We start from the raw sequence: 15,713 nt of genomic DNA on the forward strand, positions 1-15,713 counted from the left end.
ATCAAGATCGTAAAACAGGGCACTGTTTGGTCAAAGGCTGCGGTGATTGCATGAACCTCCACGTCCCTTCAGCGGATTTCAGATGCAATGCTTGTCAGGGGCGAACGTTCACCCTGATGGCAACACGCACCGACGATGTCGCGGTTCTTCGATGCGACGAATGCGGGCTCGGCGTCATTGAAGCGATACCGGAGGACCTTGGATCGTTCTACGACGATGCATACTACGGTTCGCAGAAGGTCGATGGCGCTGTTGGCTACAATGACTACCAGTTAATGGCCGAGCATGGACTGTCGTGGGCGGCCGAACTGGTTTGCTGCCTTAAGGACGGCGGAAAAATTCTCGATATCGGCTGCGCCGACGGCAATCTTCTGAAGAGGCTCCCAAGCACCTTTGACCTTTATGGCATAGAGGTCAATGAGCGCATGATCGCACATGCGACGGAATCCAATATTAAGATATTGGGCCGAGACCTGCTAGATCCCGCCATTCCGGAAACGCATACGCATCAATTTGATTGCGTAACCGCCATCGCTGTATTCGAGCACCTACGCGACTTCCGTCGCGGAGTTCAAGCTGCGCTAAGCTTGCTCAAGCCGGATGGATTCTTGTTATTCGAAGTGCCCTACATCTCGGACACTCATCAAAACCGAGTTTGGTTCGAGAGCTCCTTGGAACATGTCTTCTATCCATCGGGGAGCTCGCTACGTCTCCTAATAGAAGGACTCGGATTTCACCTGGTAGGGGGCGAGATCTACATCCGCGACTTCGCCTCGAACTTTGTCGGGATCGTTTTCAGCGACGGTTCGCTCACGAACGACATCAAGGAGTTATTTGCCCGCATAACGGGGACTGAGGGTCGCATAACGGAGAGCAAGCTGCGCGCTGCACGGCAAAAGCTGATGCTGATCCACGCAGCGCAGAGTACGCCCGATCTGCTTGTGGGTCTGCCTGATCTATCGCAGTCGGCTCTTGACGTACCTCTGTTGACTCGAATTGAGCAGCTCTGGACCAGTGATCTGCGGCGATTGACCGCCGCGCGTACCGAATGCGCTGCGATCACGGCCAAGTACTCGGCGTTAGCGAACGAGAGCAAAGCCACGGCTGAGGCAATGGAAGCGCAGATAAGCGATCTTTCCGATCACCTCAGGGAGGAGGCCGCAAACTATGCGGTGCTGCTGCGCACGAGCGCTGCCAACTCGGATCTACTGAAAGAACGGATAGAACGGCTCTCCAACCAACTCAACCAGGAGGCTGCCAACCATGCTGCGCTAGCGCGTGAGAGCAACGCCCACTCTGAAGCGTTGCAGGCGCAAATAGAGGAGCTGTCCGAGCAGCTCAGGCGGGAGACCGAAAACTATGCGGCGCTAGCCCGCGAGAGCAAGGCTCACTCTGAGGTGCTGGACGCGCAAATTGAACAGGTCTCCGGTCGCCTCAAGCAAGAGACCGAGAGTTATGCAAAACTCGCGCTCCAGAGCGAGAAGAAGTCCAAGGGACTAGAAGCGCGCATAACATTTCTAACCGGCGAGCTCGATCAGGCAGCGGTCGCGTATTCCCAGTTGGAGCAGGATACAAAGTTGAAATTGCAGGAACTGGCCATCCATATCAATGCGCTCTCCAATCGGCTTGCGCACGCTACGGATAGCAATATCGCCATTACAGCCGATCGAGCACGCCTCTCCACTCACGTCTCACTCTTGGAGGCCCACTATGCCGACCGCGAACGAGCCGCTCAAGCTGAAACGATTTCAAGAGAGCTAGAAGTGGCAAATCTGAAGGAGAGCGTTAGAGCCCTGACCGATCAGGTATCGGCCCTGGGGTCCGAGATTGACCTCATTCTCCGCAGCACGATCTGGAGATCAACGTCTATATTGCGGCGGGCGGGGCATAGAGTTCCTCAGTTGGCTCGGATGACACGCCAAGCGCTCAAGCTGGTAAAATGGACCTTAAACTTTGAACTTCGACAAAGATTGCGCGAAACGATCGCCAATCGGCGAAGGCTGCGCGAAGAGGAGTTGGCCGCAGCTCAAATCCAGCTGCCAAGGCTGGCCTTCGACCAGCGAACGGGCTTTTGTGAGCCTGTCGAGCCGACAGCGGACGAAGCCGCAGCATGGCCGAGCGACCGACCGCTCGTCTCGGTCGTTATCGTATCATTCAACTACGGTCATTTCGTTGCCGAAGCAGTCGATTCGGTACTGGCGCAAACCTTTGACAATCTGGAAGTGATTGTTGTCGAGGGCGGCTCAACCGAACCGCTTTCCCGAGAGCAGACATTGGCCTTGACGCGGCCCAAGACAACAGTCGTTGTCCAGACGGAGCCTCATCAAGTAGGCGCGAATCGAAACTTCGGCATCAGCAAGGCCCGCGGAAAATACATCTGCTGCCTCGATGCCGATGATCTGCTCAAGCCGACATATATCGAAAAAGCGGTATTCCTGCTGGAGACCTATGGATACGACATTGTCTCGAGCGCCATGCAGCAATTCGGAAGCTCTGATGAGAAGGTCGGCATCCTTGGCGAGCCTGTGCTGGCTGACATGCTCGAAGGGAACCATGTTCTGACCTGCGCGGTTTTTCGCCGAAGCCTCTGGGAGAAGGCCGGCGGCTATCGCGACACCGACCGCGCCGTCACTGGACATGTCTATGAGGACTGGCTGTTTTGGACACAGCTCGCAGCGCTGGGCGCTCGCATCCATAACATGACAAACGATCACCTCTTCTTGTATCGGCGCCACGGCCCTAGCCTGAGCACCCAGACCGACCTTCACGGCATGCCAGTTCATCGCAAGTTGATCCGCCAGGCGCTGGGAGACCTCGTCACGCCCGCCGCGCTTCGCGCTTCGCGTCTTGCTGCAGCGGCAGATAGACGTCCGGAGAATGCCGCCACCAACTTTCTGGGACGCGCTTCGAAGGGTAGAGCAGCCCCAGTGATCCTGCTCGCGCTCCCGTTTACGCTCATAGGAGGAGCGGAGCGTTTGCTTAGCGGCATTGTCGCCCATCTCACCAAACAAGGATGGCGCGTAACGGTCATAACCTCAATCGAGGCTGGACGCGAACATGGGGATTCCACGAGTTGGTTCGAACAAGCGACCGCCGAAATCTTCCATTTGCCCCGGTTCCTTGCCGCGGATCGATGGCCAGATTTCGTAAACTACCTGATCGCCTCCCGCGAGATTGACGTTGTCTGGATCGCGGGGAGCGCCTTCATGTACAACCTGCTGCCCTCGATCCGAGCCGCATTCCCGAAGATCAAAGTGGCAGACTTGTTGTTCAATACGGTTGGTCACACCAAGAACAACAGGAAATACGCTCATCTTATCGATGTCAATTTCGTGGAGAACAAGGAGGTCCTGCAGTTCCTCTTCGATGCGGGAGAGTCGCAAGACCGCGTCCGACAGATCTCCAGCGGGATTGATCTGCACGATTATCTGCCGCGTCCTCGCGACGGTTCCGTCATCGAGTATTTGAATGCAACGCCGGACGAACTCATTGTCGGTTTTTCGGGCCGTTGGTCTGAGGAGAAAGACCCTCTGGCCTTCATCGAAATTGCCCGTAAGTCATCACATTTACCGATTTTGTTTGTGATGACCGGAGCCGGAGCGCTTCGGACAGAAATCGAGAGCGCAGTCGCGTCGGCAGGCCTTGGCAATCGTTTTCATCTTATCGGCGACGTTGAAGATGTCCGCCCCTGGGTCTCATCGTATGACGTGCTTGTCCTGCCTTCACGGCTCGACGGCAGACCGGTTGTCGTCCTGGAGGCGCTCGCACTGGGCGTTCCGGTCATTGTGTCTTCCGTAGGGGGCTTACCTGAACTCGTCCGTGACGGCGTGAACGGATTTCTTTGTCAGCCGCGCATGATAGATGAGTTTGTAGACAGGCTCACGAAGCTTGCTCTCGATCGGGAAGTTCTTCAACGAATGAAGGAGGCCGCTCGGCGCAGCGCCGAGCGGAATCTCGACGCGCGCAAGATGCTTTCAAGTTATGAGCAAGGACTAAAGGCTCTAATCCAATCAGCAAATCTACGCGAACAGAGCGCCTCACGCGCCGACTAGGTCGATTTTGAGGCGCGCTCACCTCAAGAGCCTCGGGCCGACATCAGGCCCATTGATTTCGCTTTCAGTCCCGCCCCGCCGCGGTATTCGGACATGATCGAGCTCACAACCACCAGATCAACGGTCTCCAAATCTTTCATAGTTGGCTCCTGGTTCGAACCACGAGCGCGATTTTTGTACGCCGATGTCCTCGCGGTTTTGTCCGCGGTGATGTTGCCGTGGTCGACGACCGGCTTCACGATCTTCCTGTTGCTGTGGTTGATCTCTTTGATCCCGCTAACCTCGTCGGCCGATTTCCGTCCATTCCTCCATCTCGTCACCCGGCCGTTTTGCTTGCTGCCGCTCACGATGGTCCTGATCGCGGTAGTCGGGACTCTTTGGGCCGATGTTTCCTGGCATGCAACGTTTATAGGCATCAAGCCTCTCGCCAAGTTGCTCGTACTCCCATTTTTGATCTACCATTTTCAGCGGTCGCCGCGCGGTAGCCGGATCTTCATCTCGTTCGTTCTATCTTGTGCGCTGCTGATGGGGCTGTCGTGGATTGTTCTGTTTAAGCCCGAACTGAAGCTGACGACCACTCTGAGCGCGGGAGTTCCTGTCAAGAACTATATCGATCAAAGTCAGGAGTTCGTACTATGCATGGTCGCGCTCGCGCCGTGGACTATTTCGTTCTGTCGGCAGGGCAACTACTGGGCTGCTGCGGCATGCACCGCACTGATGCTCGCCTTCTTCGCGAACATGGCGTTCGTCGTATCAGCGCGCGCAGCCATCGTCTATCTTCCGGTGCTGCTCATTGTCTTCGCATCAAGGTATCTCAACCGCCGCCAATCGATGCTGCTTTTTAGTGCCTGTGTTGTGGTTGCCGTCGCGGTCTGGTTCACGTCCGGCTATTTGCGCGCTCGCGTCGCGGATCTCTGGATCGAATATCAGTCCTCGAAGCAGAATATTGTCCGCTCGACTGGGCAGCGGCTCGAATATTGGGAAAAGTCGCTGAAATTCTTCGCTGAAGCCCCCATCTTCGGCAATGGGACCGGCTCCGCACAGGCATTGTTTGAGCGCGATGCCGTCGGTAAGACCGGGTTGGCCGCCCAAGTGACCAAGAACCCGCACAACCAGACCCTCAACGTTGCGGTTCAATGGGGCATCATCGGGATTGTTGCGCTCTATGCGATGTGGATCTCCCATCTCCTGCTATTTCGTGGAGGCGGGTTCGGGAGCTGGCTCGGACTACTTGTCGTAATCCAGAATATGACCAGCTCCCTTTTCAATTCGCATCTATTCGATTTTCATGAAGGATGGATGTATGTCCTGGGAGTAGGCGTCGCGGCCGGTGTGAGCATGCAAGAGAAACAACGGGCCACAACGTCTCGCCCTCCCTTCGTCAAGGTCGACTGAAGCCTCCTCCTGCTGCTCCCCGTGTTGCTCTACATGCTGACGCGTTCGACCACTCCGCGTCACCGCCGCGATCGCAACCTGTCCAACCGTTTGGGGAACGTACCCCCACGCCATAGAAGAACCCTCGGCTGAGTTTGGCCGCGGCCCTCGCAAGCGCGTGACGCACCTATTGTGAAGCCGCGTCTGGCTTTTGCAGATCCCGCCGGGCACCGCACACGGCCGTCCCGTCCAAAGACAATCGGCATCACAATTCTCGCCTTGGTTGCGCGCCAGCAGATTGTAATGATACGTAGAGTCTCTCAGCAGGCGAAGTCGTATTCGACCGCCGACACTGTCACGTGTCGAAACATTTGTAACTAGAAGGTCCCTCACGGGAGCCTTTTCCTTTTGTGATCCAATTGTCAATCCGAGAGACCCGCACAGATTGTGCCGAACAGCGCCAGCCCGCCAACCCGTGGTTATTACTGCTTGATACGTAGCGGATAAACGGTTGCGTGGCCCTCGGGGAAATCAGCACAGCTACGGGCTGCTGCTGATGTACGATTGGCCAGCACCGGAATGGCCAGGATCATTCTTGCGAGGACGGCGTGTGCGCAGCGCATCGCCCTCTGAAATGGCACCCGGAGAGCGTGAGCATAGTGACCCGAAGGGACACGCGGGTCCGAGTGCAACGACGAGACCGGCTTAGCAGCGGCACCCGGGAACGGGGCAGTGATAGCGGTCGCCGAAGGCGAGCCCCTTTTCCGAGTGCCCCCGGCGAGGAGCACATTATGCCTTGCGCGATGGGATCGTTACCCGCATGTGCCGAGACTCCGCTTCCGTAAGGGCCTCGGTAAGCGCAGCTCATAGAGCCCGGTTCGCGACAGCGGACGCGCCCAAGTCTGCAGTACGAAAATCGCATCTCGGCACGTGGCTTTCGCCAGAGATGAACAAACTGCACCCCGATCTTGTCCAGTTTGTCTCGCTCATCGAACGGAACGCCGTCAATCCTTGGGCTGCCGGGTCGGGCAAGCGATCTGCGGCGGCGGCCTACTTTGGCGAAGAACTAATAGTTGGATTATATCCAGTGGTTTGACGGCGCGGCCGAGGCCATGGTGTGGCACATGAAAACTCGCGCGCTAGTGGCCTGGAATGTGCGTCGGATTCGCATAGAGCAAGGTATCTCGCAAGAAAAATTGGCTTGCGAGGCTGGGATAGATCGCTCCTATATGAGCAGTCTTGAACGGCAGTCGAAAAACCCGACGATTGATCTTCTTGAGCGGATAGCCGACACGCTCGGCGTTCATTTGTCCGAGCTCTTTGTTCAGCCGCCCAAGGGGGCTCGGATTCCAACCTCGTCCAACGGTCGCAAACCGGCGCGCCCGCAGCGCAGCAAGAAACAGTTGCGGTCAGTGCAAGTCGGCTGATGCGGTAGCAGTCTTGTCAATGATAAGCTGTGTGGGTTGCTGCTGACCGAAGTGTTCGTCGTATCAGCGCCTCCACCCGTTCGTCGACGCCCATAATAGTCATCACGCTCTGGCTCACAGCCTGGCAGCCCAGAGCCAATCGCCTGGCCCGGTAGAGAAACCTTCCCGCCGTTGCTACATGGGATCGGGGTCAAGATCGGCGCGAAAATTGGACAGCGAAGCTGTTCGCGCTGCTTCTCACGCAGAAAGCCACCTTGGTCGGTTTGATCAAATTCCTCGATCAGAAGGGGATATGTAGTCAGAACCTGAAAGCCTCATCATCGAATTTCTTGAAGGAGGCGTCGTGGCGGCCACAAACGAGGCCGAAGGCGATGCGTTGCCCCCTTGTGGTCGTAGGTCTTGGAAACCATGAATCTCCTCGAGAGAAGCGTCCGCGCCTTGGAAACCGATTATGATTCCTTGCGGCAAGCCGTGAGGCTAGGCGGCACTGCGCTCAGGCAGGCGCACGCTCCTCGAACGTTGAGACAAGCGTTGCCAGGTTATCGAGCAGCGGATCACTGAGGCCGATCACATCGCGGGCCGTTGACCTCGACGTGGCGGTGTCCGGTTCGCGCCCGAGCGGTGTGCGGGGTGGCGCCGCCGCCGTAGCGATCGCCTTCTCGTGGAGCGCGTTGACGCCGAGTGAGGCGCAGTGCGCTAAGAGCGCCGGCTCCTCGCCCGTCAGAGCGGTGAGCCAGTCCCAGAGATCGGCCTTGTCTTTCGGCAGGCGCCCCTCCCATGTCTTGTGGCGCGCGTTGATCGCCTTGGCCGCCGGCGTGTCCTTCAGCCCTGCGGCTGCACCGGAAAGGTGGCATTGCGCACCGAGACCTCCATCGCCGTCCGTAGGAGGAATAGCGGGAGGAGACGTCGAGGCAGAATTTGTGCAGCACCGATCGGAAGGCGATCGAAGGCGTGATCGCGAGCTTGTCGCGCAGCGCCAGCGTCCGCTGCGCCGTGAGTTCGGTCAGCAGGCGGTCGGTGATCGTGTCCGCCGCCGTGATCCGGGCCTTGTCGAGCGAGTGGATGTATTTGCTGGTGACGGAGCCCTCGGCATAACTGACCAGCGCCGCGATCTCACCTCCGTGAAGCCGAGGCGACGTCATTTCGAGCTATCGTCATCTGCCTACTTCCTGGCCCCCAGAGCTACGGAGCGGGTTGATGATCTGAACGCCCTCGAAGTCCTTTTCGTTGTCGGTCACGACGACGCACTCGTTGGCTTCGGCTACTGCGGCAATGATTGTGTCTAGCGCGCTTCGCGAACGGCCTTTGGCTTTGCCGTTGGCCATCAGCCGCGCCCACACGAGGCCAGCTTTGTCGTCGAACGATAAGACGCGGCCAGCGAACAGCGCCTGCGGACCTTCGGGGTCCGCGAACCAAGTTTCAAGGCTGTTGCGCTTCTTGCCCTTCGGTTTCTCTAAGATGCCTCGGCGGATTTCCGCGACGGTAAGCGAAGCAATGAAGAGGTCGTCGTCTTTCTGAGCACCCATCCAAGCCAGCAGCGAGTCCGACGGCTCCGGCTTTATGATGTTGCTGATGATATTGGTATCAAGGAGGTAGCGCGTCACAGATCGACCTCACGCCCCTCTTCTCGCGGACGGCTGAGGTCGAGATCCGCGCCGACCATAGGTGAGCGACGCAGCGCGGCGAGAATACCGCCCGCTTTCGGAGGCTCACCCGCCACTGCCTGCCGTATGGTCCGGCGAAGCTGCCCGGCTTCCGGACCGTCCTCCGTCAATTTCCGGGCAAGGGATCGAAGCAGATCGCGGTCGGCGTCGAGCGCCTGGATCTCGAACCGCGCGATGCCACGCTTAGTCAGGCGGGACCGATAATTCTCGAGGGCTCTCTTCTGCGCACTGTTGCTCATCGCGTCCCTCCGTGCTATATCCAGATATATAACCGCATTTTCTTTGGAGTGCAAGGCTGGTGGAACTGTTATCGGTCTCGCCAAATGAAGAGGGCCCCTCCAAGGCATGGGTGCCGCGCGGGGGTGCCACCATGACAAGACGCCCCTCTTCCAAGGGGGGCAATCACAAAAATATTATGGCTACGACGACGGTCGACCCGCGTCCCGCCGCTGCGCTGCTACCCGCCAGCATCCGCTCCGATGCACCACAAGCCATTGACTTACAATATATTTTTACCTTGGCGACGCGCTGTTGCTGGGCATCATTGTCGCGAAGCGGGTTATTCCGCGCTAGGACAAGGACGCGATCGTGGCGCGACCCAGACGTACAACAGCCGAACAGCTTCTTGTGGTCGCCGACGCGACCCGCGAACCGGTTGCACTTGCGTCATCAAAACCCGATCCACGCCTCGTCAATTTGGTCCGACTGCTGGCGCGACAGGCCGCGCGGGACTTCGTTCGAGCCGAAACTGATAGCCGGACGCAAGACCACCTTCCGGAGTAAGGAGGTCGCCTCGTGAAGGTCGCGCTCTACGCCCGCTACTCATCAGACAATCAGCGAGACGCTTCAATCGAGGATCAGTTGCGGCTGTGCCGCCTGCACGCCGAGAAGCAAGGCTGGACGGTAGTCGATAGCTATACCGATCGCGCAATCTCTGGCGCGTCGCTGTTGCGTCCCGGCATTCAGGAACTGATCAGCGATGCGATGCGCGGCAAATTCGTCGTCGTGCTCGCAGAGGCGATGGATCGTCTGAGCCGCGATCAGGAGGATATCGCTGGACTGTTCAAGCGTATGGCTTTCGGCGGTGTGCGTATCGTTACGCTGTCGGAGGGTGACGTGACGCATCTGCACGTCGGCCTCAAGGGCACGATGAACGCCCTCTTCCTGAAGGATCTCGCCGACAAGACGCGCCGCGGGCTGCGCGGCCGCGTCGCGGATGGCAAGTCCGGTGGCGGGCTCTGCTTTGGGTATGACGTGGTGAAGCAGTTCGCGGCGAATGGCGAGCCGATCCGCGGCGATCGAACGATCAACGAGGCCGAAGCTGCCGTCGTACGCCGTATCTTTGCAGACTACATTGCCGGCAAGTCGTCCCGCGCGATTGCCTTTGAGCTGAACAAGGAAGGCGTGCCTGGACCACAGGACGCCGAATGGGGGCCGTCAACGATCCATGGCAACCCGAAGCGCGGCGTCGGCATCCTTAACAACGAACTTTATGTCGGGCGCCTCGTCTGGAACCGGCTCCGCTATCTGAAAGACCCGGATACGGGAAAGCGGGTGTCGCGCCTCAATCCTGAATCCGAGTGGGTGATTCAGGAGGTTCCGGAGATGCGCATCATCGACCAGGAAGTTTGGAATGCGGTGAAGGCACGCCAAAAATCACTCGCCTATGAGGCGTCTGAGCCCGGCGACAACCCGTTGAATCAGCGGCGGCGCCCGAAGCACCTGTTTGCCGGCCTCGTGAAGTGTGGCTGTTGTGGTGGCGGCTATACGATGATCTCGAAAGATCTGCTTGGCTGCGCGACCTCGCGGAATAAGGGCACCTGCGAAAACCGCCTGAACATAAGGCGAGACGCGCTTGAAGCCTCCGTGCTTAGCGGCCTCCGGACACACTTGATGGAGCCCGAGCTGTTCAAGGAGTTCTGCGACGAATTTACTCGCGAGGTGAACCGGCTGCGGATTGAGCGCAGCGCAGACATCATCAGTCAGCGCAAAGAGTTGGAACGCGTTCAACGGGACTTGGATCGAGCGATCCAAGCCATCCTGGATGGTGTGCCCGGCGCTCAGCTCAAGGAAAAGATTGGTGGTCTTGAAGCCCGCAAGGCCGAACTGACCGAGTTGCTGGCGAACGCTGAGGAACCACCGCCCCTTCTGCATCCGAACATGGCGGAGATATACCGCCAGCGGGTGGCCGCGCTTTATGAGAGCCTACTGAGCGCGGACGGCACGGCCGAGGCAGCTGAGCTGTTCCGGACGCTGGTCGATCAGGTGACGCTCGTGCCTAACGAGGCCGAACTTGCGATCCTGCTGCGCGGCGACCTGGCTGCGATCCTTCGGTTCGCCGCGAACAAGAAAAACCCCGACATCCTTGCGGAAGCCGGGGTTTTAAGTGCCTTGCTTTCGCAAGAATCGTTGGTTGCGGGGATAGGATTTGAACCTATGACCTTCAGGTTATGAGCCTGACGAGCTACCGGGCTGCTCCACCCCGCGTTAAACCGTTGCATGCCTTGCAGAAAGGGTGCCTGAGCCGGCCGGCCAACGCTTTTCAACGGCGCCGATCGATCCGTCCGGGGGCTTCCTGAGAAGGCGACCCGGGCCGAAGCCATCGGGTGCGGGGCGTATGTATCAACGTGAGCCCGGTTTGGAAAGCCCCGGATGCGGGTTTTTGAGGATTTTGTGACGTCGAAATCGCCGGCTGTCCCGGCAGGATTTACCGCCGGGAACCGGGCCTTGCCAGACCGCGCGCAAAAGCGGAGCTTGGCGCGCAACAAATCCGTCAAGAAGACGTCATCCGCGGGGGAAACGCCATGGACCGGCCATTGAAGGGCCCGGGGCTGCATGCGCTTGAGGAGGCCTTTCATCGTCAGTTCGAGCTGTCGCGCAGCGAGCCGGCGCCGACATTACAGGCACGGCTCGACCGGCTGCGCCGCCTGCGCGCCGCGCTGACCGAGAATGAGGCGCGATTCGAGGCGGCGATCTCGGCCGATTTCGGCCACCGCTCCACCGTCGAGACCGCGATCGCCGAGACCATGCTGGTGCTCGGCGAGATCAAGCACGCGGCCAGGCACCTCAAGGGCTGGATGACGCCGCGGAAGGTCCCGACCACGGTGCAGTTCGCGCCGGCCAAGAACCGGCTGATGCCGCAGCCGCTCGGCGTGGTCGGCATCATCGCGCCGTGGAATTATCCGCTGCAGCTGACCCTGGCGCCCGCAGTCGCCGCGATCGCGGCCGGCAACCGCGCCATCATCAAGCCGAGCGAGCTGGTGCCGCGCTTCGCCGAGCTGCTGACCGAGGCGATCGCCAAGAAATTCGACGTCACCGAGCTCGCGGTCACCGATATCGACGACGAAATCGCAAGGACATTTGCCGCGTTGCCGTTCGATCATCTGATCTTCACCGGCTCGACCCGCGTCGGCCGGCTGGTGGCCGAAGCCTGTGGCCGCAATTTGACGCCGGTGACGCTCGAGCTCGGCGGCAAATCGCCCGTGATCGTCGATGGCTCCGCCGATATCGACGAAGCCGCACAGCGCATCGCCTATGGCAAGCTGCTCAATGCCGGCCAGACCTGCATCGCGCCCGATTACGTGCTGGTGCCGCAGGCCGCGGTGCAACCCTTCGCGATGCGGCTGCAGGGTCACATGCAGCACATGTTCGGTACCGATCCCAATAACGCCGATTACACGTCGATCGTCTCGGATCGGCACTATGCACGGCTCGAGGGGCTGGTCGCCGGCGCCGCCGCGAAAGGCGCGACCATCATGCAGCCGGCAGCGTCGAACGACCGCGAGTGGAAGGCGAGGCGCAAATTTCCGCCGACCGTGATCGTCGACGCGACGCCGGACATGACGGTGATGCAGGAGGAGATCTTCGGACCGCTGTTGCCGGTCATCGGCGTGCGCGATGCGGCGGAGGCGATCGCCTTCGTCAACAGGCGCGATCGCCCGCTGGCGCTGTACTGGTTCGGCACCGACAGCGTCGCCCGCGATGCGGTGCTGGCGCGCACGGTGTCCGGCGGCGTCACCGTCAATGACTGCCTGTTCCACTTCGCGCAGGCCTATCAGCCAATGGGCGGTGTCGGTGCCTCCGGCACCGGCGCCTATCACGGCGAGTGGGGATTCAAGGCGCTGACCAAGTTCAAGCCGGTGTTCTACCGCTCGCGGTTCAACCGGCTTGCCGATCTCTATCCGCCCTATGGCGCGAAGGTCGCGCGGCTGGAGAAGCTGATGCGGTTGTTGTCGTAGGAATCACGCCGTCATTGCGAGCGTGGCGAAGCAATCCATAGTCCGCACAACGGATAGATCGATTGCTTCGCTCTGCTCGCAATAATCGACGATAATGAAGACAGGGGGGAAAACGTGACTGACACATTCGATTTCGTGGTGGTGGGCGCAGGCTCCGGCGGCTGCGCGGTGGCGGGGCGGCTGTCGGAGGATCCGGCGACGTCGGTGGCGCTGCTCGATGCCGGCGGCACCAATGACAATTGGGTCGTCACCACGCCCGGCGCACTGGTGCTGATGGTCGCGGGCACCATCAACAACTGGGCCTTCAACACCGTGCCGCAAAAGGGGCTCAACGGCCGCATCGGCTACCAGCCGCGCGGCAAGGGGCTCGGCGGCTCCTCGGCGATCAACGCCATGGTCTACATCCGCGGCCATCGCGCCGACTACGACCACTGGGCCGCGCTCGGCAATACCGGCTGGGCGTTCGACGACGTACTGCCTTATTTCAAGCGCTCGGAGAACAACGCCGATTTCGACGGCGAGTATCACGGCAAGGGCGGCCCGCTCGCCGTCAACAAGCTGCGCTCCGGCAATCCGATCCAGCAGACCTTCCTGCAGGCCGCGCAGGAAGCGCAATTCCGCATCCGCGAGGATTTCAATGCCGAGGACCATGAGGGCCTCGGCATCTACCAGGTGACCCAACGCAACGGCGAGCGCTGGAGCGCGGCGCGCGCCTATGTGCATCCGCATATCGGCAGGCGCGCCAATCTGCGCGTCGAGACCAATGCGCAGGCGACGCGCATCCTGTTCGAGGGCAAGCGCGCGGTCGGCGTCGAATACCGGCAGGGCAAGGAGTTGAAGCAACTCCGCGCGCGGCGCGAAGTCCTGCTTGCCGCCGGCGCGTTCCAGTCGCCGCAGCTGTTGATGCTGTCGGGCGTCGGCGATGCCGCAGCGCTCGGCAGGCACGGCCTCGCCAGCGTGCATCATCTGCCCGGCGTCGGCCAAAACCTGCAAGACCATCCGGACTTCATCTTCGGCTACATGTCCGACAATCCGAACTTCGCCGGCATCTCGCTGAAGGGCATGCCGCGGCTCGTCCGCGCCATCATGCAATATCGGCGCGAGCGCCGCGGTCCCCTCACCTCGAACTTCGCCGAATGCGGCGGCTTCCTGAAGACGCGGCCCGATCTCGACATCCCCGACATCCAGCTGCATTTCGGCATGGCGATGGTCGACGACCACGGCCGCAAGCGCCACGGCGGCACCGGCTTCTCCTGCCATGTCTGCCTGCTCCGGCCGAAGAGCCGCGGCAGCGTCGCGCTGGCCGGCAGTGACCCGATGCAGGCGCCGCTGATCGACCCGAACTTCCTCGGCGAGGAAGACGATCTCGAATCGATGGTGGCGGGCTACAAGACCACACGGCGGCTGATGGAGGCGCCGGCGCTACGCGCCCTGCAGCAGAAGGATGTATTCACATCCAACGTCCGCACCGACGACGACATCCGCAGCATCCTGCGCGAGCGCGTCGACACGGTCTATCACCCGGTCGGCACCTGCAAGATGGGCACCGCCGATCCGCTCGCGGTGGTCGACCCGAAGCTGCGCGTGCACGGCCTCGAAGGCCTGCGCGTGGTCGACGCCTCGATCATGCCGACCCTGATCGGCGGCAACACCAACGCACCGACCATCATGATCGGCGAGAAGGCCGCCGACATGATCAGGGCGGAAATGCGGGCGGGGTGACCAAATGCGTGGGGTGGCCACGGCGAAAGAGCGCCTTTGCCCACCCTATGAGGCTGCCGTCGCAGGGCCGTACTGCCAAAATATCGAAAACAACCCCATGCAAAGTAGCCGGGGGCTGCCGGCGTTCGACACGGCGACTTGACTCGTCGGGCAAATCAGCGGCATTCTTCTATTATTCAGAAAATTGCGCAGACGCCGTCAGCTTGCTCCGTGTCATCACCCGCGCATGCGGGTGATCCAGTATTCCAGAGACCGCAGTGCTTGAGCCGAGGGGCCGCGGCGTACTGGATCGCCCGGTCAAGCCGGGCGATGACGACGGTGGACGAGGATATACGCGATCCGCTGCAATCGTAGCCCGGATGGAGCGAAGCGCAATCCGGGACCTTCACGCATGCTCCCCGGATTTCGCTGCGCTTCATCCGGGCTACACAGCTAGTTCAACAAGAACCCGCCATCGACCGTCACGACGGTGCCTGTCATGTAGCGCGAGGCGTTGGAGGCGAGCAGCATGATCGCGCCGTCGAGATCGGACTCGGCGCCGACCCGGCGCTGTGGAATGCGCTTGGCGAGCCGCTCGCCCGCCGGCGTCGACCAGAAATCATGGTTCATCTCGGTATCGATATAGCCCGGCGCCAGCGCGTTGACGCGGATGTTGTTGCCGGCGAGCTCCAGCGCCATTGCCTTGGTGCCCTGGATCATGCCGGCCTTGGAGATCGCATAGGGCGACACCGCCTTGAGCACGCCTTGTCCGAGCACGGATGCGACGTTGATGATATTGCCCGGCTGCTTGCGCGCCATCATGCGCCGCGCAAGTTCGGTCGCGAGGAAGTAGGCGCCCTTCAGATTGGCGCCAATCACGGCGTCCCAATCCGCCTCGGTCTGCTCGGTCGACAGTTTCTCGATCGCGATGCCGGCATTGTTGATCAGCACCGTGACCGGACCGAGCGCGGCTTCGGCGGCGTCGAGCGCTTTCGCAATGCCTGAGATATCCGCGACGTCCATCTGCACCGCAGCGGCCCGGCCGCCCTTGGCCTTGATCTCCTCCTCGAGGCTTTTCAGCTTCGCGACCTGGCGCGCGGCCAGCACCACCGCAGCGCCATGCGCCGCCAGCACGCGGGCGAATTGCCGCCCCAGCCCCTGCGAGGCACCGGTGATGAGGATGATTTCTTTACTGACATCGAATAGGTCGGACATCGACAGGTTCCCGGATGAAGCGGACGATTGATAGCGACAATT

Annotated in this window: 10 protein-coding genes and 1 tRNA gene; 7 read left to right on the forward strand and 4 right to left on the reverse strand. The window is 60.5% G+C overall.

The genetic code is table 11. The features are described from left to right. The first annotated feature begins 116 nt into the window (after window positions 1-116). From ACE10X_RS39470 to ACE10X_RS39485, 4 genes are all read left to right on the forward strand, one after another. Window positions 117-4,052, forward strand: a complete 3,936-nt coding sequence (locus ACE10X_RS39470; RefSeq protein ID WP_026191862.1) for a glycosyltransferase — start codon at window positions 117-119, stop codon at window positions 4,050-4,052. Between the two features lie 174 nt (window positions 4,053-4,226). Beyond that, window positions 4,227-5,447 (forward strand): O-antigen ligase, encoded by a 1,221-nt coding sequence (locus tag ACE10X_RS39475; protein ID WP_244436086.1) that lies wholly within the window; start codon window positions 4,227-4,229, stop codon window positions 5,445-5,447. Between the two features lie 1,103 nt (window positions 5,448-6,550). Next, entirely contained in the window at window positions 6,551-6,853 is a 303-nt protein-coding gene (locus ACE10X_RS39480; protein WP_026191863.1) for a helix-turn-helix domain-containing protein, read from the forward strand. Window positions 6,854-7,771: 918 nt separating this feature from the next. Further along, window positions 7,772-7,948: a hypothetical protein gene (locus ACE10X_RS39485; RefSeq protein WP_018268924.1), complete on the forward strand. Its 177-nt coding sequence runs from the start codon at window positions 7,772-7,774 to the stop codon at window positions 7,946-7,948. A 59-nt stretch (window positions 7,949-8,007) separates the two neighbouring features. On the opposite strand, the gene ACE10X_RS39490 is transcribed toward ACE10X_RS39485, so the two are convergent. After that, window positions 8,008-8,457 carry a type II toxin-antitoxin system VapC family toxin gene (locus tag ACE10X_RS39490; RefSeq protein WP_016841320.1) on the reverse strand — a complete coding sequence of 150 codons (450 nt, stop codon included), beginning with the start codon at window positions 8,455-8,457 and terminating at the stop codon, window positions 8,008-8,010. Next, window positions 8,454-8,756 (reverse strand): hypothetical protein, encoded by a 303-nt coding sequence (locus tag ACE10X_RS39495; protein WP_026191864.1) that lies wholly within the window; start codon window positions 8,754-8,756, stop codon window positions 8,454-8,456. The genes ACE10X_RS39490 and ACE10X_RS39495 overlap by 4 nt, the downstream gene beginning before the upstream one ends. 556 nt (window positions 8,757-9,312) lie before the next feature. Between ACE10X_RS39495 and ACE10X_RS39500 the strand changes: the two genes are divergently transcribed. Beyond that, complete coding sequence (locus ACE10X_RS39500; RefSeq protein ID WP_080650418.1) at window positions 9,313-10,971, forward strand: recombinase family protein; 1,659 nt, start codon at window positions 9,313-9,315, stop codon at window positions 10,969-10,971. Here ACE10X_RS39500 and ACE10X_RS39505 read toward each other — a convergent pair. Then, window positions 10,928-11,004: transfer RNA gene (locus tag ACE10X_RS39505), tRNA-Met, on the reverse strand. The genes ACE10X_RS39500 and ACE10X_RS39505 overlap by 44 nt on opposite strands. Window positions 11,005-11,321: 317 nt before the next feature. Here ACE10X_RS39505 and ACE10X_RS39510 point away from each other — a divergent pair. Together ACE10X_RS39510 and ACE10X_RS39515 are read left to right on the forward strand one after the other, a co-directional pair. Then, window positions 11,322-12,755 carry a coniferyl aldehyde dehydrogenase gene (locus tag ACE10X_RS39510; RefSeq protein WP_038385257.1) on the forward strand — a complete coding sequence of 478 codons (1,434 nt, stop codon included), beginning with the start codon at window positions 11,322-11,324 and terminating at the stop codon, window positions 12,753-12,755. A 114-nt stretch (window positions 12,756-12,869) separates the two neighbouring features. After that, window positions 12,870-14,477 (forward strand): GMC family oxidoreductase, encoded by a 1,608-nt coding sequence (locus ACE10X_RS39515; protein WP_304557194.1) that lies wholly within the window; start codon window positions 12,870-12,872, stop codon window positions 14,475-14,477. 432 nt (window positions 14,478-14,909) lie between these two features. Here ACE10X_RS39515 and ACE10X_RS39520 read toward each other — a convergent pair whose 3' ends face one another. Further along, window positions 14,910-15,671, reverse strand: a complete 762-nt coding sequence (locus ACE10X_RS39520) for an SDR family NAD(P)-dependent oxidoreductase (RefSeq protein ID WP_038385270.1) — start codon at window positions 15,669-15,671, stop codon at window positions 14,910-14,912. Between the last annotated feature and the right edge of the window lie 42 nt (window positions 15,672-15,713).

It is taken from the genome of Bradyrhizobium sp. Pha-3 (assembly GCF_042258325.1).
Classification (GTDB): domain Bacteria; phylum Pseudomonadota; class Alphaproteobacteria; order Rhizobiales; family Xanthobacteraceae; genus Bradyrhizobium; species Bradyrhizobium elkanii.